Source organism: Amycolatopsis acidiphila (assembly GCF_021391495.1).
Taxonomy (GTDB): Bacteria; Actinomycetota; Actinomycetes; order Mycobacteriales; family Pseudonocardiaceae; genus Amycolatopsis_E; species Amycolatopsis_E acidiphila.
The window spans coordinates 3,423,280-3,441,594 of the sequence record NZ_CP090063.1 but is presented as its reverse complement, the minus strand read 5'-3'; the positions used below and the strand labels follow the sequence as shown (position 1 = coordinate 3,441,594).

The 18,315-nt window shown below is 70.8% G+C and carries 21 protein-coding genes and 3 pseudogenes; 11 read left to right on the top strand and 13 right to left on the bottom strand.

The genetic code is table 11. The features are described 5' to 3' along the window. Positions 1–250 precede the first annotated feature (250 nt). The 6 genes from LWP59_RS16735 to LWP59_RS16715 all read right to left on the bottom strand — a co-directional run bounded on the left by LWP59_RS16735 (position 251) and on the right by LWP59_RS16715 (position 3,640). Complete coding sequence (locus LWP59_RS16735) at positions 251–1,318, bottom strand: lactonase family protein (RefSeq protein ID WP_144639458.1); 1,068 nt, start codon at positions 1,316–1,318, stop codon at positions 251–253. Positions 1,319–1,353: 35 nt separating this feature from the next. After that, on the bottom strand, positions 1,354–1,881 hold the full coding sequence (locus LWP59_RS16730; RefSeq protein ID WP_144639456.1) for a sugar phosphate isomerase/epimerase family protein: 528 nt from the start codon (positions 1,879–1,881) through the stop codon (positions 1,354–1,356). 78 nt (positions 1,882–1,959) lie between these two features. Further along, complete coding sequence (locus LWP59_RS16725) at positions 1,960–2,415, bottom strand: pyridoxamine 5'-phosphate oxidase family protein (RefSeq protein ID WP_144639454.1); 456 nt, start codon at positions 2,413–2,415, stop codon at positions 1,960–1,962. A gap of 32 nt (positions 2,416–2,447) precedes the next feature. Then, on the bottom strand, positions 2,448–2,645 hold the full coding sequence (locus LWP59_RS16720; RefSeq protein WP_186383281.1) for a hypothetical protein: 198 nt from the start codon (positions 2,643–2,645) through the stop codon (positions 2,448–2,450). A 574-nt stretch (positions 2,646–3,219) separates the two neighbouring features. Beyond that, positions 3,220–3,354 carry a hypothetical protein gene (locus tag LWP59_RS40340; RefSeq protein ID WP_267903769.1) on the bottom strand — a complete coding sequence of 45 codons (135 nt, stop codon included), beginning with the start codon at positions 3,352–3,354 and terminating at the stop codon, positions 3,220–3,222. A gap of 70 nt (positions 3,355–3,424) precedes the next feature. Further along, a complete protein-coding gene (locus LWP59_RS16715; RefSeq protein ID WP_229857769.1) occupies positions 3,425–3,640 on the bottom strand; it encodes a hypothetical protein in 216 nt (71 codons plus the stop codon). On the opposite strand from LWP59_RS16715, the pseudogene LWP59_RS40710 reads away from it, so the two are divergent. The 4 genes and pseudogenes from LWP59_RS40710 to LWP59_RS41005 form a co-directional block, all read left to right on the top strand. Next, a pseudogene (locus LWP59_RS40710) lies at positions 3,579–3,776 on the top strand (hypothetical protein); the annotation flags it as partial. The gene LWP59_RS16715 and the pseudogene LWP59_RS40710 sit on opposite strands and share 62 nt — an antisense overlap. A gap of 224 nt (positions 3,777–4,000) precedes the next feature. Then, entirely contained in the window at positions 4,001–4,246 is a 246-nt protein-coding gene (locus LWP59_RS40705; protein ID WP_308431742.1) for a hypothetical protein, read from the top strand. Positions 4,247–4,327: 81 nt separating this feature from the next. After that, positions 4,328–4,780, top strand: coding sequence for a nuclear transport factor 2 family protein (locus LWP59_RS16705; protein ID WP_144639452.1), 453 nt, complete (start codon positions 4,328–4,330; stop codon positions 4,778–4,780). Positions 4,781–4,823: 43 nt separating this feature from the next. Further along, positions 4,824–5,282: pseudogene (locus tag LWP59_RS41005) on the top strand (LUD domain-containing protein); the annotation flags it as partial. A gap of 175 nt (positions 5,283–5,457) precedes the next feature. Here the strand turns inward: LWP59_RS41005 and LWP59_RS16700 are convergent. Both LWP59_RS16700 and LWP59_RS16695 read right to left on the bottom strand, forming a co-directional pair. Further along, a pseudogene (locus LWP59_RS16700) lies at positions 5,458–5,948 on the bottom strand (AMP-binding enzyme); the annotation flags it as partial. Positions 5,949–6,038: 90 nt separating this feature from the next. After that, positions 6,039–6,458, bottom strand: coding sequence for a cupin domain-containing protein (locus LWP59_RS16695; RefSeq protein WP_144639450.1), 420 nt, complete (start codon positions 6,456–6,458; stop codon positions 6,039–6,041). Between the two features lie 203 nt (positions 6,459–6,661). On the opposite strand from LWP59_RS16695, the gene LWP59_RS16690 reads away from it, so the two are divergent. Next, a complete protein-coding gene (locus LWP59_RS16690) occupies positions 6,662–8,596 on the top strand; it encodes a potassium transporter Kup (protein WP_186383280.1) in 1,935 nt (644 codons plus the stop codon). Between the two features lie 56 nt (positions 8,597–8,652). Here LWP59_RS16690 and LWP59_RS16685 read toward each other — a convergent pair whose 3' ends face one another. Further along, the gene (locus tag LWP59_RS16685) at positions 8,653–8,805 is read right to left on the bottom strand and encodes a CGNR zinc finger domain-containing protein (RefSeq protein WP_373299583.1); all 153 of its coding nucleotides are present in this window, start codon (positions 8,803–8,805) and stop codon (positions 8,653–8,655) included. A 194-nt stretch (positions 8,806–8,999) separates the two neighbouring features. Here LWP59_RS16685 and LWP59_RS16680 point away from each other — a divergent pair, with 194 nt between their 5' ends. Beyond that, positions 9,000–9,314 (top strand): hypothetical protein, encoded by a 315-nt coding sequence (locus LWP59_RS16680; protein WP_186383283.1) that lies wholly within the window; start codon positions 9,000–9,002, stop codon positions 9,312–9,314. On the opposite strand, the gene LWP59_RS16675 is transcribed toward LWP59_RS16680, so the two are convergent. Further along, positions 9,315–10,046, bottom strand: coding sequence for an IclR family transcriptional regulator (locus LWP59_RS16675; protein ID WP_144639517.1), 732 nt, complete (start codon positions 10,044–10,046; stop codon positions 9,315–9,317). A gap of 84 nt (positions 10,047–10,130) precedes the next feature. Here LWP59_RS16675 and LWP59_RS16670 point away from each other — a divergent pair, with 84 nt between their 5' ends. Further along, the gene (locus tag LWP59_RS16670; protein WP_229857711.1) at positions 10,131–11,468 is read left to right on the top strand and encodes an MFS transporter; all 1,338 of its coding nucleotides are present in this window, start codon (positions 10,131–10,133) and stop codon (positions 11,466–11,468) included. A 21-nt stretch (positions 11,469–11,489) separates the two neighbouring features. On the opposite strand, the gene LWP59_RS16665 is transcribed toward LWP59_RS16670, so the two are convergent. Continuing rightward, positions 11,490–12,101: a TetR/AcrR family transcriptional regulator gene (locus LWP59_RS16665; protein WP_144639446.1), complete on the bottom strand. Its 612-nt coding sequence runs from the start codon at positions 12,099–12,101 to the stop codon at positions 11,490–11,492. A gap of 132 nt (positions 12,102–12,233) precedes the next feature. On the opposite strand from LWP59_RS16665, the gene LWP59_RS16660 reads away from it, so the two are divergent. The 4 genes from LWP59_RS16660 to LWP59_RS16645 all read left to right on the top strand — a co-directional run bounded on the left by LWP59_RS16660 (position 12,234) and on the right by LWP59_RS16645 (position 15,967). Continuing rightward, positions 12,234–13,427: an acyl-CoA dehydrogenase family protein gene (locus tag LWP59_RS16660; protein ID WP_144639444.1), complete on the top strand. Its 1,194-nt coding sequence runs from the start codon at positions 12,234–12,236 to the stop codon at positions 13,425–13,427. Continuing rightward, on the top strand, positions 13,424–14,458 hold the full coding sequence (locus LWP59_RS16655; protein ID WP_229857709.1) for a phosphotransferase family protein: 1,035 nt from the start codon (positions 13,424–13,426) through the stop codon (positions 14,456–14,458). The genes LWP59_RS16660 and LWP59_RS16655 overlap by 4 nt, the downstream gene beginning before the upstream one ends. An 11-nt stretch (positions 14,459–14,469) precedes the next feature. Next, on the top strand, positions 14,470–15,237 hold the full coding sequence (locus tag LWP59_RS16650; RefSeq protein ID WP_144639442.1) for an SDR family NAD(P)-dependent oxidoreductase: 768 nt from the start codon (positions 14,470–14,472) through the stop codon (positions 15,235–15,237). 133 nt (positions 15,238–15,370) lie between these two features. Further along, positions 15,371–15,967 carry a TetR/AcrR family transcriptional regulator gene (locus LWP59_RS16645; RefSeq protein WP_144639439.1) on the top strand — a complete coding sequence of 199 codons (597 nt, stop codon included), beginning with the start codon at positions 15,371–15,373 and terminating at the stop codon, positions 15,965–15,967. 49 nt (positions 15,968–16,016) lie between these two features. Here LWP59_RS16645 and LWP59_RS16640 read toward each other — a convergent pair whose 3' ends face one another. Both LWP59_RS16640 and LWP59_RS16635 read right to left on the bottom strand, forming a co-directional pair. Then, positions 16,017–16,835, bottom strand: a complete 819-nt coding sequence (locus LWP59_RS16640; protein ID WP_144639437.1) for a mycofactocin-coupled SDR family oxidoreductase — start codon at positions 16,833–16,835, stop codon at positions 16,017–16,019. Between the two features lie 11 nt (positions 16,836–16,846). Next, positions 16,847–18,313 (bottom strand): aldehyde dehydrogenase family protein, encoded by a 1,467-nt coding sequence (locus tag LWP59_RS16635; protein WP_144639435.1) that lies wholly within the window; start codon positions 18,311–18,313, stop codon positions 16,847–16,849. Between the last annotated feature and the right edge of the window lie 2 nt (positions 18,314–18,315).

Genomic DNA, 18,315 nt, shown 5'->3' with positions numbered 1-18,315 from the left:
CCGGCCGCCGACCATTTCCGCCTCGGCTGAAGCCGCCCTCCTCGCTACGGCCCCGCTGACTGGCGGCTACCGGCGCAGCGACTGTTCAACGAGCGGGGCTACGACATCATCCCGCGAGAGGCGAACGCGGTGGTTCCGGCGAGATCACTGGCAGCCCAGCTGATGACCTCTGCTCCCGGCCGCGAGTGAACAGGCCGAACAACGTCGAGCGGTTGCCGAGCCCCTCGGCCGCCCACCGCAGATGTGTCTGCTATGGCGTGAAACGCAGACACACCGGCGTGGGGGCTTCGCCGGTCCAGACATGCTTCAGGCTCGGGGCCGCCTCGTCGAGGGCGAACAGCACCAGGTTGTCGCTGTCCTGGTTCCCGACGAGGACATGCGCGCCGTCGGGGGTTTGGACGAAATCCCGGGGTTCGCGGCCGAGCGAGGGCTCGACAAGGCGCAACGTCACGGTCGCGGGCCCGGCGTCGAACGCGAAGACGGCGATGCTGTCGTGACCGCGGTTGGACGCCAGCACCGACTTCCCGGACGCTGACACCCGCACCGCGCTGGTCTGGTTGTGTCCCTGGAAATCCGGCGGCAGGGTCGAGGCCACCTGGGTCTGCGCGAACCGGTCGCCGTCGCGGCGCAGGACCGCCAGCGTGCTGTCGAGCTCGTTGAGCAGGAACAGGTGCCGTCCGTCCTGGTGGAACGCGAGATGCCGCGGGCCGGCCCCGGGTGCGCAGTTCAGGCGTGCCTCCGGACGCTCCTCGAGCGAGCCGTCCGCACCGAACCGGTAGACGAGCACCGCGTCGAGGCCGAGGTCGGGAACCAGCAGGTCACCGGTCACCGGGTCGAACAGGATCTGGTGCGCGTGCGGGCCGGTCTGGCGGACCGGGTGCACGCTCGACCCCTCGTGCTGGACGTGCTCGACCATCGCGCCGAGCCGGCCGTCGGCTTCGCGCGCGAAGACCGAGACCGAACCGCTGCGGTAGTTCGCGACGAGGACGAAGCGCTCGCTCGGGTCGAGCCCGACGTGGGCGGGTTCGACACCGCCCGAGGAGGCCGTGTTCAGGAGCTTGAGGGCGCCGGTCCCGGGGTCTCGCGCGTAGGCGACCACGCCACCACCGGGCCGCCCCTCGAACTCCACGGTTTCCGCCGCCGCGTAGAGGTACCGTCCGTCCTCGGTCGTCGTCAGCCACGACGGGTTGCGGACAAGGGCCGGCACGGTCAGACCGGTGACACCGGTACCGTCGTAACCGCCCGCGAGTATCCCGGTCGCATGTCCGTCCACATGGGGCAGTTTCTCGGTGTAGGTCCCGATCACGAGCGCGCTCATGCCTTCTTCCTTCACAGCTTCGTCACCGCTTGCGGTCACTCGACGCGCAGTCCGGCTTCGGTCGCGAGCTCGGTGAGATACGCCAACGCGATGCGGTACTCGCTCTCGAACTCGCCCGTCGCCTCGACGTTACCGTGGTAGGCGCCGTGGTCGTCCCGGGTGCCCCGCGAAACCCCGGGCACGTCCTCGAACTCCAGGGAGATCACGCCGTCGTAGCCCGTGTCGGCCGGCGCCCGCAGGAGATGCCGCCAGTCGATCTTGCCCGTCCCGGGTCGCCAGTGGACGTTCGTCTCGCCGTCGTTGTCCGAGAAATGACTGTGCAGCACGCGGTTTCCGAGGCGGTGCACCACGATGTGAGGCAGGTCGCCGACGGGGAAGAGATGGCTCGGGTCGAGGTTCACGCCCAGTGCGGGCGAATCGACCGCCTCCAGGATGCGCAGCAGACCCTCGGTGTTGGCGCCGTAGCAGAACGGGTGCGGTTCGAGGCTGTAGCGGATACCGCCCTGCTCGGCGGCCTTCGCGCATTCGCGAAGGGCGGCGACGTACTCGTTCGCGGCGCGCACTCATCCGGGGTGCGGGGGTCGGATTGCGGGCGCGGCCGATCACCGCATCAGCGCGGCGGCAGCGGGACGACGGAGTGCTTACTCGCGCTCGATCTGTCGCAGTCCGTGCGCAGCCGTCCACCACTCCACGACGAGCAACGTCGCTTCCTCGTTGAGGTGGGTGTGCACGACCTCGGCGATGTCGGCCTGGAAACGGTCGCCGTCCGGTCCTTCTGTGAGGGCTCCGGCGGCGATCGCCCGGCCGGAGATCTTCGCCTCGCCCGGCCACTGCGCTTCGGCGCCCTCTACCGGGTCGACCGTGGCACTGTGCAGGGCGAACCGCGGATCCCGGCGGAGGTCCGCGCCCTTGCGGGCGTTCGGCATCGAACCGAAGACGAGCTCACCGCCCTCGAAGACGACCTCGATGCCGGAGATCCGGGGTGAGCCGTCGGCTCGGACGGTGGCGATCGTCTTGTGCTTGTGCGCGTCGAACAGCGCCCGCACGCGCTGCGCGAACTCCGGCTCCGCCCGTTCGACGTCCTGCCATGCCGTCATACGCCGATGATCGCACCGACCGTGCACCATTGTCAGGACCGGTCGAGCGTCCGTGGCAGGCCGAAGTACGGCGCGACCGCCGGCTCGAAGTGGGTGAACTCGCGGATCCGGTCGCCGGCGAGGCCGACCACGACGACGCCGGCGATGTGCAGCTTGCCGGTGACCTGGTCGCGGATGTACTGGCCCCACGCGGGCTGGCCGTTGGCCCGGACGGGCACCATCCGGTCCACACGCCCGAATTGGGCCCTGATCGCACCGAAGAAGCCGCGCGGCGTCGCTGCCGCGGTACTCGAACGGCAGTGACGGCATCCGCACCCACGCGTCGTCGGTCATCAGCGCGATGAGCGCGTCGACGTCCAGTTCGCCTCGCGGGACTCGTACCGGGCCTCAGGGCCTGGCGCGTGATCGGAGAGCTCCTGCGGCGGCTCGTCGGACAGCACCTCGCCGTCAACCTCTTCGGCACCTACCGGATGATCCAGGCGTTTCTCCCTTTGCTGGCCCGCCCCACGTTCACGCCCCCGCGGCCGCCGGTTGCGGGAGCGCCGGGTTCTGGTGCTCGAGCGTCTTGGCCGCACCGTTGCGCCAGCTGTCCGCGACGGCCGCCGACACGGGGTCCGGGAAAATTTCGTCCGCACCGTCCCGCACTCCGTCCAAAATGGCGCGTGCGACGGACTCCGACCGGACCCGGCAGGACGACGTGCACGGCCACGCCGCGTTCGGCCAGTGCCGTTGACAGCGCATGACTGACGGGTATCGGCGACCGGCCATCAGCCGGTCGCCGATACCGCGGTGTGTGACGAGAACTCAGCCGGGCAGTGCCGCCGCGACCAGTCGGCCGATCGCCGCCAGATCGACGTGCCGGGCCAGGGCGGCGTCGTCGGGCTGGTCCTTGATCGGCTTCTCGACGTTGAGCAACGTCCGGAACAGCCGCGGCAGCACGGCGCGCCCGAGCAGGTCTTCCGCCAGCGCGGCACCGTCGGCGTGGTCCAGCTCGTACCGCTCGGCGAGGTTACCCGGTCAGCCGCTCGTAGGCGTTGGCGAACATGGCCTCGAAGTACGCGTTCGAGCTGCCGGGCAGCCGCTCGGCCTCGGCGATGCTCAGCCGGCAGGTGCGCACCTGGGGCTCCCACACCATCAGCTGCAGGAACCGGCCGCAGAGCAGGGTGACCGCTTCGAGTCCCCGCGCGGGCCGCGACGTGTCCATCACCACCCCCACCGGAAACATCGGCCATCAGGTCCTCGACCACGTCCTCGCCGCCGACCAGCCGGTCCGCGTCATCGTGCGCGACCCGGCCAAGCTGTCCGCCGAGGTCCGCGACCGGGTCGAGGCCGTCCCCGGCTCGCACGGCGATCCCGAGGTCGTCGCCCGCGCGTTCGCCGGCGCGTCCGCGTTGTTCTGGCTGGTGCCCAGCGACCGCACCGCCGCCAGTATCCACGACGCCTATGTCGGCTTCACCCGCGTCGCTGGTGATGGACGACCTGATCGCCGGCACCGGGATGGCATTCCGCGCGGTGGCCGCGGCCTCGTTCATGGACAACGTGCTCAGGCAGACCCGGTCGATCAAGGAACAGGGCGTCCTCTCCGATGGCCTCTCCCCCGACCACACGGGACCTGTCGTCGCCACCCGCGACATCGCCGCCGTCGCCGCCCGCCTCCATCGGCTTCGGCCTCTCCGAGGGCAGGGCCGACGGCATGCTGGAGATGCTGCTCGCCAAGGAGAGCGGCCTGGACAACGGCGTGGCCCGCACGCCGCGGCATGCGATCGACACCCCCACCACCTTCCGGCAGTGGTGCGAAGACATCCTCGAGCCCGCCGTCCGCGCCGCCTGAGGAGGACGCCGCCTCACATTTCGCTGCGCTGCGTTGTCGTACTGCTGAGACGAACGCACCGATGCGACGAGGAGGAACCCCATGACCGACTTTCAGGCCGTCGCCGACCGCGTCGAGATCGAGGCGCTGCGCGGCGAGTTCACCGACGCGGCGATGATGCGCGACCGCGCCCGCCTCGCGTCGCTGTTCACGCCGGACGGCGTGCTGCGGATGCCCGACATCCCCGCCGAGCTGGTCGGCCGGGAGGAGATCCGCGCCGGGGCCGAGCGGCTGCAGGCCCAGTGGGACTTCTTCGTGCAGACCACGCATCCGGGCACGATCCGGCTCGACGGCGACACCGCGACCGGCCGTGCCTATCTTCAGGAGCTCGCGCGCACCCGCGATGGCCGCCAGGGACTGAACTACGCCATCTACCACGACCGCTACCAGCGCACCCCGGACGGCTGGAAGTTCGCCGAGCGGGTCTACGAGGTCAGGTACCTCGACACCACTCCCCTGGCGGGCTCGGCGCCCCGCGCGGCAGAGGCCCGCTGAGCGCCCCCGCTTTCCTGTACCGCCACCAGCCGGAAGAGGCGCCATGAGCACCCCGATCTCCGCAACCCGGTTCGCTGACCCGGCGCCCGCGCAGCGCCTCGAACGGGCGGCCACCGCGCTGACGGCACACGGCTTCGCCGTCGAAGTCCTCGACGACGCCGCGGCCGCGCGGACCCGCGTCGGGCAGTTGATACCGGAGGGCGCGACTGTGCTGACCGCGGTCAGCGAGACCCTCCGCTTGTCCGGCATCGAGGAGGACATCAACACCAGCGGGCGGTACCAGGCCGTCAAACCACGCATCCTGGTCATGGACCGGCTCACCCGCGCCGACGACATCCGGCGGCAGCTGGCCTGCCCCGACGTCGTCGTGGGCAGCGTCGCCGCGGTCACCGAAACCGGCTCCCTCGTGGTCGCCTCGGGCAGCGGAAGCCAGCTGCCCTCCTACGCCGGCGGGGCCGCCCGCGCGATCTGTGTCGTCGGAGCGCAGAAGGTGGTACCCGACCTACCCACCGCGCTGCGCCGCGTAGAAGACCACGCTCTGCCGTTGGAAAACGCCCGCGCCCAGGCGGCCTACGGGCAGCCCAGCGCCGTCAACCGCCTCCTCGTCCTCAACGCGGAACCTCGCCCCGGACGCGGCACCGTCCTGCTGCTCCGGGAAGCCATCGGTTCTGACCGCGTCACTCGATACTTCGCACGTCGAGGCGGTGGTCGTGGTACAAAGCGCGAAGTCGTTTCTTGTCGAACTTGCCGACACTCGTCTTCGGGATCTCGTCGACGAACGACCAGTTCTCGGGCAGCTGCCAGCTCGCGACCCGCCCGGCGACGAAGTCGCGCAGCTGCGCAGCGGTGACCCGCTCGCGCTCCTTGACCACCACCGCGACCAACGGCCGTTCCTGCCAGCGCCGGTCCGGCACGGCGATGACCGCGGCCTCGGCGACCGCGGGATGACCCATCACGGCGTTCTCCAGCTCGACCGAGGAGATCCACTCACCCCCGGATTTGATCACGTCCTTCGAGCGGTCCGTCAGCGTGAGGAAGCCGTCGGAAGAGATGCGCCCGACGTCGCCGGTGCGCAACCACCCGTCGTGGAACTTGTCCGATCCCACCGGCGATTCCCCAGGCGTGTAGTACGACCCGCGATCCACGGGCCGGACACCTCGAGCTCGCCGCGGCGTGTCAACCTGTCACCAACGTCCCCAAACAGCACGTCTAGCCTGCGAACGTCGACCGGGCTCCCGCCGGCCGGCGTCGGCAGCCGTCAGCCACCGTCCGCGTTCCGGGCCATGAAGGTCCGCGCGTTCCCCGCCGCCGGGTCGACGAAGACGATGTCGTCCGGACGGCGTCGGGGGACGTCGATCGCCAGGACGACCAGGGGGTGCTCGCTGATGGAGGGGAAGCCGTGCACCTTCCGCTTCTCGAAGCACAGGAACATGCCCGGGCGCGCCTCGTACTCCCGGCCGTCCAGGTGGAACGTGCCCCGTCCGCTCACCACGTACAGGTTCTCGTCGCACTCGGTGTGGTAGTGCAGCGGAACCTCCCGGTATATCCGGAATATCCGGGTGCTCTCGGTGGGCTTGTCGATGAAGTACTTGTCCACCAACATCGTCTCGGCGGTGTCCGGCAACGCGGCGCTCTCGGCGAACACGTCGAACACGCCACCGGTGTGCTCACTCTCCATTGCGGACCTCCATGATCCTGCCCGCCGGCCGCACGACCTCGCCACCGCAGTGCTCGGCCGGGCTCCGAGGACGCCGGCCGCGGCTGCCTGAGGTCCGGCGCGCCGACCTGGCGGTGTTGAACGAAGACCAGTTCACCGTACTCCAGGAACCGGGTGCGCAAGCCCAGCGCGCTCTCGGCGTCCACCCCGGGCACACTTGCGGCGTGAGCTCTGTGGAGAACGAAGCGCAGCAGTCCGCCACCGGGCAGCCCGCGCGGCATGACGGGCCTGCCGCGGCCCTGGTACTCGGGGCGCTCGGCGTGGTGTTCGGCGATATCGGCACCAGCCCGCTGTATGCGCTGCAGACCGTGTTCTCGATCGACAACGGCGCGGTGCAACCCGTACCCGGCGACGTCTATGGCGTGATCTCACTGGTCTTCTGGTCGATCCTGCTCATCGTGTCGGTGAAGTACGTCGTCTTCGTCATGCGCGCCGACAACGACGGCGAGGGCGGGATCATGGCCGTGGCCGCGCTCATCCGACGGCGGGTCTCGGGTCAGCGGCGGCTGGTCGCGGTCGCCATGCTGCTGGGGGTGGTGGGCGCGTCGTTGTTCTTCGGCGACAGCGTCATCACGCCGGCCATCTCGGTCCTGTCCGCCGTCGAGGGCATCGAGGTCGTCTCCCCCGACGTGCGGTCGGCCATCCTGCCCATCGGCGTCGCCATCCTCGTCGTGCTGTTCCTCGTGCAGCGGTTCGGCACCCAGCGGGTCGGCCGGTTGTTCGGCCCGGTGATGCTGCTGTGGTTCCTGACCCTGGCCGCGCTGGGGGTGCCGCAGATCCTCACCCAGCCGGGTGTCCTGCGGGGCCTGTCACCGACCTACGCGATCGCCTTCTTCGCCGACCATCCCTACCTCGGGTTCATCGCCATGGGCGCTGTGGTGCTGGCCATCACCGGCGCCGAAGCGCTCTACGCCGACATGGGGCACTTCGGCCGTCCGCCGATCCGCGGGGCCTGGTTCGCCGTCGTCTTCCCCGCCCTGACCCTCAACTACCTCGGCCAGGCCGCGCTGATCCTGCGGCAGCCGAACGCGGTGCACAACCCCTTCTACCTGCTCGCGCCCGGCTGGGCACAGATCCCCCTGATCGTGCTCGCCACGTTCGCCACCGTGATCGCCTCGCAGGCCGTCATCTCGGGCGCGTACTCGGTGACCCGGCAGGCCATCCGGCTGGGCTTCCTGCCCCGGCTGGCCGTGCGGCACACCTCCCAGCAGGAGAGCGGGCAGATCTACGTCCCGGCCGTGAACTGGCTGTTGCTGGGCGGCGTGCTCGTCCTGACCGTCACGTTCGGCTCCTCGGCAGCGCTGGCCACCGCCTACGGCCTCGCCGTGACCGGCACCCTCGTGCTGACGACGACGCTGTTCCTCGTGCTGGCCGGCGCGGCCTGGCATTGGCCCCCGTGGCGGCTGGTGGCGATCGGCATCGTCTTCGGCGGCCTCGAACTGGTCTTCTTCGCCGCCAACCTCACCAAGGTCGTGCGCGGCGGCTGGCTGCCGTTGCTCCTGGGCGCCCTGGTCGTCCTGATCATGCTGGTCTGGCGGCGCGGGCACCGCGTGATCACCGCCCGCCGGATCGACATCGAAGGCGGGCTGTCCGAGTTCGTCGAGCAGTTGCGCCAACGGCCACTCATCCGCGTTCCCGGCGTCGCCGTGTTCCCGCACCCCACGAAAGAGACCGTGCCGCTCGCGCTGAGAGCCAATGCCGAGTTCAACGAAGTCGTGCACGAGCACGTGGTGATCGTCTCGGTGATCTCCGAGAACGTGCCGCACGTGCCGACGAGCGAGCGGTTCGACGTCGACGCGCTCTCCTATTCCGACGACGGGATCGTGCACCTGGCAGTGCGCTTGGGCTTCCACGACGACCAGAACATCCCGGCGGCACTGCGGGACGCGTTCATGCTGACCAGCGAGCTCGAGACCGACCCGGACACCGCGTACTACTTCCTGTCCAGGATCACCATCGAGCTCGGCGACGCGACGGACATGCCGACCTGGCAGAAGCGGCTGTTCATCGGCCTCTCCCACAACGCCGCCTCCTCGGCGACCTACTTCAGGCTGCCGGCGGACCGCACCGTGGTGATGGGAACACGGATCGAGCTGTAGGGATCCGCCTGCTTCGTGGCGGCCGCCGGCCCGCAAGCCACCTCTGAAACAGTCCCCTAGTGGCGCGAGCGGTAGGCGCGCATCTTGTGCCGTGCCCCGCAGATGTCCATGTTGCACCACACGCTGTTCCCGGCGGGGGAACGGTCGTAGAACAGCCAGCGGCACCCCGGCGCCGTGCACGGCTTGAGCCGCCGCGCCCGGCCGGTCACCTCCGCCCGGAACAGGGCGTCGAGCAGCCGCGCGAGCTCCTTCTCGTCCAGGAGCAGGACGTCAGATCCAGCCCGTACTCGTGCCAGATGCGGCTGTCCATGGCCGCCGGCCGATCGCCGAGCCAGGTCGGCCGCTCGGGCGAGGTCGGCCGCTCGGGCGGCGACAGCCCGATCCTGTTCCGTACGGCGGCCAGTTGGTCGCGGCGCGGGCCGCCGCTGCGCACGCCGCCAACGCCGGCCGCGCCATGCGGTCCGACCAGCAGCGCGAGCGGTTCCGCCCACGCCTCCGTCCGCACCCGTCGACCAGCCACCTGGTGCTCTACGACCAGCCGGTCACGGTGGTGGACGTGAGCAGGTTGCGGATCGAGGACGGCGAACTGGCCTACCTGTCGGCGTGTTCGACGATGCTGAGCTCGGCCGTCGCACTGCACGCCGCGGTGCGCCAAGCCCGGGACGCCGATCCGGCTCTGCCGACGCGCTGGGCGGCACACGTGCACACCGGCCCCTGATCAGCGCGGCAGCACCGCGCCCAGCTCCCGCGCGGCCGCCTGCAGCGCGGGCACGAACGCCTCCAGCTCCGCCAGCGGCATCCGGTACGCGGGCGCCGCCGTGGACAGCGCGGCGACCGCGGTGCCGTCGGGGCCGAGGACGGGGACGCCGACCGCCCGGATGCCCGGCTCGTGCTCCTCGTCGGCCACCGCGTAGCCCCGGGCCCGCACGGACTCGATCTCCCCCGCGAACTCCTCGCGGGAGGTGATCGTCCGCGGCGCGTGCGCCACCAGGTCCAGCGAAGCCAGCAACTGATCACGCTCAGGGGAGAACGCGACCAGGCACTTGCCCATCGACGTGCAGTGCAGCGGGCCGCGTTTGCCCGGCTCGCCCCGGATCTGGATCTGCTGCGGCCCGTGCACGGAGTGCACGTACACCTGGTCGTGCCCGTCGAGCACGGCCATCAGCGTCGGCTCCCCCGTCTGCTCCGTCAGCGCGCGCAGCACCGGCAGGGCCACCCCGGCGAACCCGCGTGCGTGCGACACCTGCTGTCCCAGTTCGAACAGCCGCAGGCCCAGCGCGTACCGCTTCGACCCGGGATCGCTGCGGGCGAAACCGTGCTCCTGCAAGGAGCTGAGCAACCGGTGCGTCGTGCTCACCGGGTAGCCGACGCGGCGCGCGAGCTCGGACAGCCCGATACCGTCGGGGTACCCGCCCAGCACCGAGAGCACATGCAGGGCCTTGCCCACCATGTCCGCCACGGTCACCCCTTGACGTCGTCCGGGGACCAACCCCACACTCTGACCACACCGAATTGCGGAATAGTTTTCCAGATCGTGGAAAACTCGTCAACCCGCACGGCGAACGGCGAGGAGGCCGACATGGAGACGCCACCGGCGGCACGGGCAGCGGCGCCTGGGCGGCAGCGCTGGCTGCGCCTGATCCCGATCGTCTTCGTCACCTACAGCCTCGCCTACCTCGACCGGTCGAACTTCTCGATCGCCGTGGCAGGCGGGATGTCGCAGGACCTGCACCTGACCGGCACGACCTCCGGTCTCATCGGCGCCTCGTTCTTCGCCGGGTACTTCCTGCTGCAGGTACCGGGCGTGCTCTACGCCGACCGCCACAGCGTGCGCAGCCTGATCTTCTGCTCGGTGCTCGCCTGGGGCTTCCTCGCCACCCTGCAGGGCCTGCTCACCTCGGTGACCGCGCTGATCGTGGTCCGGTTCCTGCTGGGCGCCGTCGAGGCGGCGGTCCTGCCCGCGCTCGTGGTGCTGCTCGCGCGCTGGTTCACCAAGCCCGAGCGCGGCCGCGCGAACGCGTTCCTCATCCTGGGCAACCCGGTGACCGTGATGTGGCTCTCGGCGCTGTCGGGCTACCTGATCGAGGCGACGTCGTGGCGCTGGATGTTCATCATCGAAGGCATCCCGGCCGTGATCTGGGCGTTCCACTTCCGCGCGCAGGTGCACGACCGGCCGGCCGACGCGCGGTGGCTCGACCCGGACGAGCGCGACGCCGTCGACCACGCGATCGCCGCCGAGCAGGCCGAGCTCGCGCAAACCCTGGAGACCGGTGAACGGCACCCGCTCGCCGAAGCCCTGCGCTCCCGTACGGTGCTGCTGCTGTCCGCGCAGTACCTGCTGTGGAGCATCGGCGTGTACGGCTTCGTGTTCTGGCTGCCGTCGATCGTCAAGTCGGGCTCGTCCGCCGGGATCGGCGCCACCGGCCTGCTGTCGGCGATCCCGTATGCGTTCGCCGTGGTCGCGATGCTGCTGAACTCGCGCAGCTCGGATCGGACCCGGTACCGCAAGCGGTACGTGTGGCCGTGGCTGCTCGGCGGCGCCGTCACCTTCTACGGCTCCTACCTCGCCGGGCACGACGCCTTCTGGTTATCGTTCCCCCTGCTGGTCCTCGCCGGGATCGCGATGTACGCGCCTTACGGGCCGTTCTTCGCGCTCGTCCCGGAGCTGCTGCCGCGCCGTACCGCCGGTGTCGCCGTGGCGCTGGTCAACTCCGCCGGTGCCCTCGGCGGATTCGTGGGCACGTACCTCGTCGGCTGGCTGCGCACCGCGACCGGCACCGACGGAGCGGCATTCCTGATGCTGGCGGGCACGATGGCCGCTTCCGCCCTGATCCTGCTTCCGGTACGCAGTCCGAAAAGGACGGTCGTGTAACGCGGGAGTACCAGTCCTGGATCATCTACTCCGGTCCCGCCGCGTGACAGCCGCGGTGCCCGGGTCCCGCACGACCCCGACCAGCCGCAACGCGAACTCACTGTGTTGCCACACCACGATGTCCTCACTCAGCTCGCCGTCGTCGCGATACCAGACCGCGACACCCATCCCGAGATCGAGAATGGCGTACGAGGCGAGGCGCACGGACGCGACGTCGAAGCACCCGGCGGTCACACCGGCCTGGACGAGCTCACGGAAGCCGGCCTCGTACTCCGCGCGCAGGGCCAGCACGACCTCGCGGTGGGGTTCGACGAGGCTGCGGATCTCCCGGGTGCCGACGAAGGCCTCGCTGCGGTGCCGGGCGTGGTAGCGCACGTGCGTCTCCGTCGCGCGCCGGAGCCGTTCGACCGGGTCACCGGTCGTCGCGACCGCCGCCCGGTGCTGGGCGAGCAGGTCCTCCATCGTGCCGGTCATGATCCCGGCCAGCAGCTCCTGCTTGGACCTGACGTGCTTGTACAGGCTCGGGCCGCGAATGCCGAGCGCCTTGCCGATGTCGGCCATCGTGGTCGCCTCGTAGCCCAGGCGCATGAACAGCGCCAAGGCCGCGGCGCGGATCTCATCCGACCTTGCCACCTCTCCCCCCTCCTTGGCTAACACACGCTAGCTCAGCATAGGACGGTTGTTCGTGAAACACGCGATGTTGCGGTGCACCGCACTGACAGCCTACGGTTTGGCTAATCGCCATTAGCTCTACAAGGAGGCGCCATGGCAGTCGACCTCAGGCCTGAGCCCGCCGTCGCGGAGCTCGCCCGGCGGACCGCCGAGTTCGTCCGCGAGGTGGTCGTCCCGGTCGAAGAACAGCACCACGGCGTCGCGCGCACCGAGGACATCCGGACCGATCTGCAGCGCCGCGCGAAGGCCGCCGGCGTCTTCGCACCACACGTGGGCGTCGGCTTCGGCGGGCACGGGCTCGACATGCGAGGGCGGGCAGCGGTGTTCGAGGAGGCCGGGTACTCGCTGCTGGGCCCGCTGGCGCTGAACATCGCGGCGCCCGACGAGGGCAACATGCACCTGCTCGAGGCCATCGCGACCGACCAGCAGCGCGACCGCTACCTGCGCCCGCTCGCCGCCGGCGAGGTCCGCTCGTGCTTCGCCATGACCGAACCCGCACCCGGCGCCGGCTCGGACCCGAGCGCGCTGACGACCCGTGCCGAACGTGTCGCGGGCGGGTGGCGGATCGACGGGCGCAAGTGGTTCATCACCGGTGCGGACGGCGCGGCGTTCACGATCTGCATGGCCAGGACCTCGGGCGAGCCGGGCGCCCAGGGCGGGGCGACGATGTTCCTGGTCGACGGCGACAACCCCGGGCTGAAGACCGTCCGGCACATTGACACGCTGGACGAGAGCCTCTACGGCGGCCACATCGAGTTGCTCTTCGAGGACTGCGTGGTGACCGACGACGCGGTGCTCGGCGAGGTCGACCAGGGCTTCCGGTACGCGCAGGTCCGGCTGGGGCCCGCCCGGATGACCCACTGCATGCGGTGGCTGGGCCTGGCCCGGCGTGCCCAGGACATCGCCACCGAGCGGGCGGCGCAGCGGCACTTGTTCGGCTCCCGGCTCGGCGAGCTCGGCATGGTCCAGCAGATGATCGCCGACAACGAGATCGACATCGCCGCCTCCCGCGGGCTGATCCTGCAGGCCTGCTGGGAGCTCGACCAGGGCGGGTCGGCTTCCCAGGCGACCTCGATCGCCAAGACCTTCTGCGCCGAAGCGGTCTGGCGGGTGGTGGACCGCGCCCTGCAGATCTGCGGCTCCCTCGGCGTCTCCGGCGACATCCTGCTCGGCCGGTTCCTGCGGGAGGTCCGGCCGTTCCGGATCTACGACGGTCCTTCCGAGACACACCGGTGGGCCATCGCGCGCCGCGTACTCCGCCGCCACGACAAGGCGGCCACCCGGTGAGCGGCGTCCCTTGCTCCACAGTGGACGGTCTGGACCTGCCCGCGCTGGAACGGTTCTTCGCCACGCACGTACCGGAGTTCCGCGGCGGCCTCACCGCCGAGCTGCTGCAGGGCGGCCGGTCGAACCTGACCTACCTGGTCACCGACGGATCGCACAAGTGGGTGCTCCGCCGCCCTCCGCTCGGCGGGCTCACCCCGTCGGCGCACGACATGCTACGCGAGTACCGGGTCGTGGCCGCTCTCGCCGGCAGTGGCGTTCCCGTCGCCCGTGCGGTCGCGCACGCGGACGCCGGCGTGCTCGACGTCCCCTTCGCCGTGGTCGAGCACGTCGACGGGACCGTGATCCGGACGGTCGAACAGCTGCACGCGCTGCCCGGCGACGAGATCGCCCGCTGCGCCTACGGCCTGGTCGACGTGCTCGCCCGGCTGCACGCCGTCGATCCCGCGGCGGTCGGGCTGGCGGAGTTCGGCCGCCCGGAGGGCTATCTGTCCCGGCAGGTCCGGCGCTGGTACGACCAGTGGCAGCGGGTCCGGACCCGCGAACTCGCCGACCTCGACCGGCTCCACGACCTCCTCGCCGCGGGGTGCCCGGCCGAGAGCGGCGCGTCGATCGTGCACGGCGACTACCGCATCGACAACGCCATCCTCGACCCCGCGGACCCGGGCACGGTCCGCGCCGTGGTCGACTGGGAGATGGCCACCCTCGGCGATCCCCTCGCCGACCTCGCCCTGCACCTGGTCTACGCCGACCCGACCTTCGCGCCGGTACTCGCCGGTTCCGCCGCCTCCACCAGCGAGCGGCTCCCCCCGGCCGCCGACCTGGCCCAGCGTTACGCCCGGTCCGGCGGTCGCGACCTCGGCGAACTCGGCTTCTACCTCTCGCTGGGCTATTTCAAGATCGCCGTCATCGCGGAGGGAATCCACGCCCGCTTCCGCCGGGGCATGACCCGCGGGGCCGGGTTCGACACCGTCGGCGAGGCCGTCGCGCCACTGGCCGCGGCCGGGCTGCGCGTACTCGGTAAAGCATTGTGACAGGAGGTTCGATGAATCAGGTACTCGATCTTTTCCGGCTGGACGGCAAGGTCGCCGTCGTCACCGGAGCGAGCTCGGGTCTGGGCGCCGGCTTCGCGCTGGCACTCGCCCAGGCCGGTGCCGACGTGGTCCTGGCCGCGCGCCGCGTGGACCGGCTGCGCGACACCGAGAAACAGGTTGCCGAGACCGGCAGGCGCGCCCTCACCGTGGCCGCCGACGTCAGCGATCCCGAGCAGTGCGAAGCGGTCGCGGAACAGGCTGTGGCCGCGTTGGGCCGGATCGACATCCTGGTCAACAACGCCGGTGTCGGCACCGCGATCCCGGCGCTGCGGGAACCGCCGGGCGAGTTCCGCCGCGTCATCGACGTGAACCTCAACGGCGCCTACTGGGCGGCCCAGGCGTGCGCCCGCCGGATGGAACCGGGCTCGAGCATCGTCAACATCGCGAGCGTGCTCGGGCTGATCAAGTCCTACGCGCCGCAAGCCGCCTACGCCGCCAGCAAGGCCGGGCTCATCGGGCTGACCCGCGACCTGTCCCAGCAGTGGTCCGGCAGGCGCGGGATCCGCGTGAACGCCATCGCACCCGGCTACTTCGCCAGCGAGATGACCGCCGAGATCCCCGAAGACCAGCTTCTGACCTTCGTCCGGCAGACCAGCACGCTGGGGCGGCTCGGCGTGCAACACGAGCTCGACGCCGCGGTCGTGTTCCTGGCGAGCCCGGCATCCTCCTACATCACGGGCACCACGCTGGCGGTCGACGGCGGGATGTCCGGGCACTGAGCGGACCCAGGCGCAGGGGCAGCGCCGGATAGTCCTTTGTGCACGGTGATCACGCTGCTGGTGGTCCCGGCCCGGTCTGCAGGTTACCCTCTAGGCTTGACCGCGACCGCAGGCCGGAAGAGGAGGCGGACGGGTGCCGGTTGACGTCCCGGAGGAGTCGCGGATCATCGACGCCGCCTATCGCTGCCTGGCGCAGAGCGATGGCGAAGGCGTCTCGATGACGGACATCCTCGGCGCCGCCGGGCTGTCCACTCGTGCGTTCTACCGGCACTTCGAATCCAAGGACGCGCTGCTGCTGGCGATGTTCCGGCGTGACAGCGACCGGCTGCACGCGGAGCTCGACGCGGCCGCCCGCTCGGCGGCCTCACCGGCCGAGGCGCTGCGGACCTGGATCGAGGGTTATCTGCGGCTGACCGCGCAGCCCCGGCGGCGGCAGCGGGTACTCATGCTGTCCTCGGCGGAACTGCTCGGCGCCTCGGGCTACGCCGAGGCGCGGGCGCAGTCGATGCGCCAGCTGCAGGAGCACATCGCCGGGATCCTCCGCCAGGGACAGGCCGACGGCTCGTTCCCGTGGACCGACCCCGAGGCGGACGCCCGGGCCGTCCGGGCGATCCTGACCGAGGCGTTCAGCGAGCGGATGAGCAGGTCCGCGCGGACGACGGCGGCCGACGCGGCGGAACAGGTGACCGACTTCGCCTTCCGGGCGCTCGGCGCCGGGAAGCGCGGCTGACCGGCCCCCGGTGGACCGCGGGGCGACGGCCTCGCCCCGCGGTCGCACGTCAGCGGACGGAGAAGCCCGCGTCCAGCGGGAGCTGCACCCCGGTGATGTACTTCTGCTCGTCGTTGACCAGCCACGCCACCGCGTTGGCGATGTCCTCCGGTTGCAGGATCGGGATCGGCAGCGCGTTCTGCATGGTGGACATGTCCGCGTCCGGATCGGCCGTCAGCCGCTGCATGGCCTCGTTCATGACCATGCCGGTGGCCACTCCGGTCGGGTGGATGGTGTTGACCCGGATCCAGTCCGGCGCGAGGTCGTTGGCCAGGACCTGCATGTACCCGACCAGCCCTCGCTTGGCCGCGGTGTAGGCCTGCGGGCCGGCCTGGGCGCTGCCGGTGCCCTTGAGCCCCGCGCTGGAACTGGTGAGCACGATGGCCCCGCCGCGCCCCGCCGCGCGCATCGCGGGCAGCGCGACCCGGACGGTGTGGAAGGCACCGGAGAGGTTGGTGTCGATGATGTCGTGCCACTCCCGCAACGGATCCGCCTCGGGCGTGAGCCGCACGATGCCGGCGTTGGCGATGATGATGTCGACCCGGCCGAACTCGGCGAAGCCCTCGCCGAACGCCGACTCGAGCCCGGCGTAGTCCCGGATGTCGGCCTGCCGCGCGACGATCCGGCGGCCCTGTTCTTCGACCAGTTTCACCGTCTCGTCCAGATCCGCGGGCGAGGCGTTCGGATAGTCCATCGAGGACACGTCGGCGCAGATGTCGACGCCGATGATGTCCGCGCCGTCGCGCGCCAAGCGGACGGCGTGCGCGCGGCCCTGCCCGCGCGCGACGCCGGTGATGAAAGCGACGCGGCCTTCCAGTGGTGCGCTCATGTGCGGCTCCCTCAGCTCGTCGCGATGTAGACGTTCTTGGTCTGCAGGAACTCGTCGAGGCCGGGCCTGCCGCCCTCGCGCCCGTACCCGCTCTGCTTGTAGCCGCCGAAGGGCGCGGACGGCATCACCGGAACGAAACCGTTGACGAACACGCTGCCCGCCTCCAGCCGGGCCGCGACCCGGTGTGCCCGCGCGCTGTCCTTGGTCTGGACGAACGCGGCCAGCCCGTAGGTCGACTCGTTCGCCAGCCGGATGCCCTCCTCCTCGTCGTCGAAGGGCAGCACCACCAGAACCGGGCCGAAGATCTCCTCCTGCGCGATCCGGCTGGAGTTGTCCACGTCGGCGAGCACGGTGGGCTTGACGTAGAACCCCTCGGCCAGCTCCCCGCCCGCCCGCTCGCCGCCGGTCACCACCCGGCCGGCGCCGGACGTCCTGGCCTCGTCGATCATGCCGAGGATTCGGTAGCAGGCGGCGGAGCTGACCACCGGTCCGACCACATTGGACGGATCGAGCGGGTCGCCGACGGGCAGCGCCTCGACCGCCTCGCGCAGCCGCCGCACCACCTCGTCGTAGATCTCGCGGTGCACGATCATCCGGGTCGGCAGCGCGCAGCCCTGACCGGACATCAGCCCGACGGTGAAACCGACCGCGAACGGCACCGTCGCGTCGAGGTCGGCGTCGGGGAACACCAGGTTCGCCGACTTGCCACCGAGTTCGAGCGCGACCGGCTTGAGTGTGGGCTGCGCCGCTTCGAGGATCTTGCGGGCGGTGCCGTGGCCGCCGGTGAACGAGATCTTCCCGACGTCCGGGTGCCGCACCAGCCGGTCACCCGCCTCGGGCCCGCCGGGCAGGATGTTGAGCACGCCCGGCGGCAGCCCGGCGTCCTCGATCAGCTCGGCGAAGCGCTGGATCGCGAACGGTGCGAGTTCGGGCGACTTCAGCACCACGGTGTTACCGGCCGCGAGCGCGGGCGCGACCTTCATCGCGACCGAGATCATCGGGCCGTTCCAGGTGATGATGATGCCGACCACGCCGTAGGGCTCGGCGAGGGTGTAGTCGACCCCGCCGGGAATGCCGGGCACGACGGTGCCCTCGATCTTGTCGGCCCAGCCCGCGTAGTAGCCGAACCAGCTCGCCGCGACCATGTGCCCGCCGGTGGCCAGGCCGACCGCGGTACCGCCCTCGGCCGCGGCGATCTCGCCGAGCTCGGCCGCGTGCTCCTCGATGATCCGCTCCAGGCGCAGCAGGGCCTTGCGTCGCTCGGCGCCCGAGAGGTCCCGCCACGCCGGGAAGGCCGCCTTCGCCGCGGCCACCGCCTTGTCCACCTCCGCGGCGCCTGCGAGCTGCACCGAACCCTGCACCTGCCCGGTGCGCGGGTCGATCTTGTCCATCGTCCCGCCGGACGTGGCGTCCAGCCACCCGCCGCCGACGTAGAGCCTGGCCTCCCCCAGGCCTGCCGGGGTAACTGTTGCTGTCATCG

Excerpts from the sequence above, each read along its gene's own strand:
- LWP59_RS16735 (WP_144639458.1), bottom strand. The coding sequence starts at position 1,318 with ATGAGCGCGCTCGTGATCGGGACCTACACCGAGAAACTGCCCCATGTG.
- LWP59_RS16725 (WP_144639454.1), bottom strand. The coding sequence starts at position 2,415 with ATGACGGCATGGCAGGACGTCGAACGGGCGGAGCCGGAGTTCGCGCAG.
- LWP59_RS16715 (WP_229857769.1), bottom strand. The coding sequence starts at position 3,640 with ATGTTTCCGGTGGGGGTGGTGATGGACACGTCGCGGCCCGCGCGGGGA.
- LWP59_RS40705 (WP_308431742.1), top strand. The coding sequence starts at position 4,001 with ATGGCCTCTCCCCCGACCACACGGGACCTGTCGTCGCCACCCGCGACA.
- LWP59_RS16705 (WP_144639452.1), top strand. The coding sequence starts at position 4,328 with ATGACCGACTTTCAGGCCGTCGCCGACCGCGTCGAGATCGAGGCGCTG.
- LWP59_RS16695 (WP_144639450.1), bottom strand. The coding sequence starts at position 6,458 with ATGGAGAGTGAGCACACCGGTGGCGTGTTCGACGTGTTCGCCGAGAGC.
- LWP59_RS16675 (WP_144639517.1), bottom strand. The coding sequence starts at position 10,046 with ATGGTGGGCAAGGCCCTGCATGTGCTCTCGGTGCTGGGCGGGTACCCC.
- LWP59_RS16660 (WP_144639444.1), top strand. The coding sequence starts at position 12,234 with ATGGCAGTCGACCTCAGGCCTGAGCCCGCCGTCGCGGAGCTCGCCCGG.
- LWP59_RS16650 (WP_144639442.1), top strand. The coding sequence starts at position 14,470 with ATGAATCAGGTACTCGATCTTTTCCGGCTGGACGGCAAGGTCGCCGTC.
- LWP59_RS16640 (WP_144639437.1), bottom strand. The coding sequence starts at position 16,835 with ATGAGCGCACCACTGGAAGGCCGCGTCGCTTTCATCACCGGCGTCGCG.
- LWP59_RS16635 (WP_144639435.1), bottom strand. The coding sequence starts at position 18,313 with ATGACAGCAACAGTTACCCCGGCAGGCCTGGGGGAGGCCAGGCTCTAC.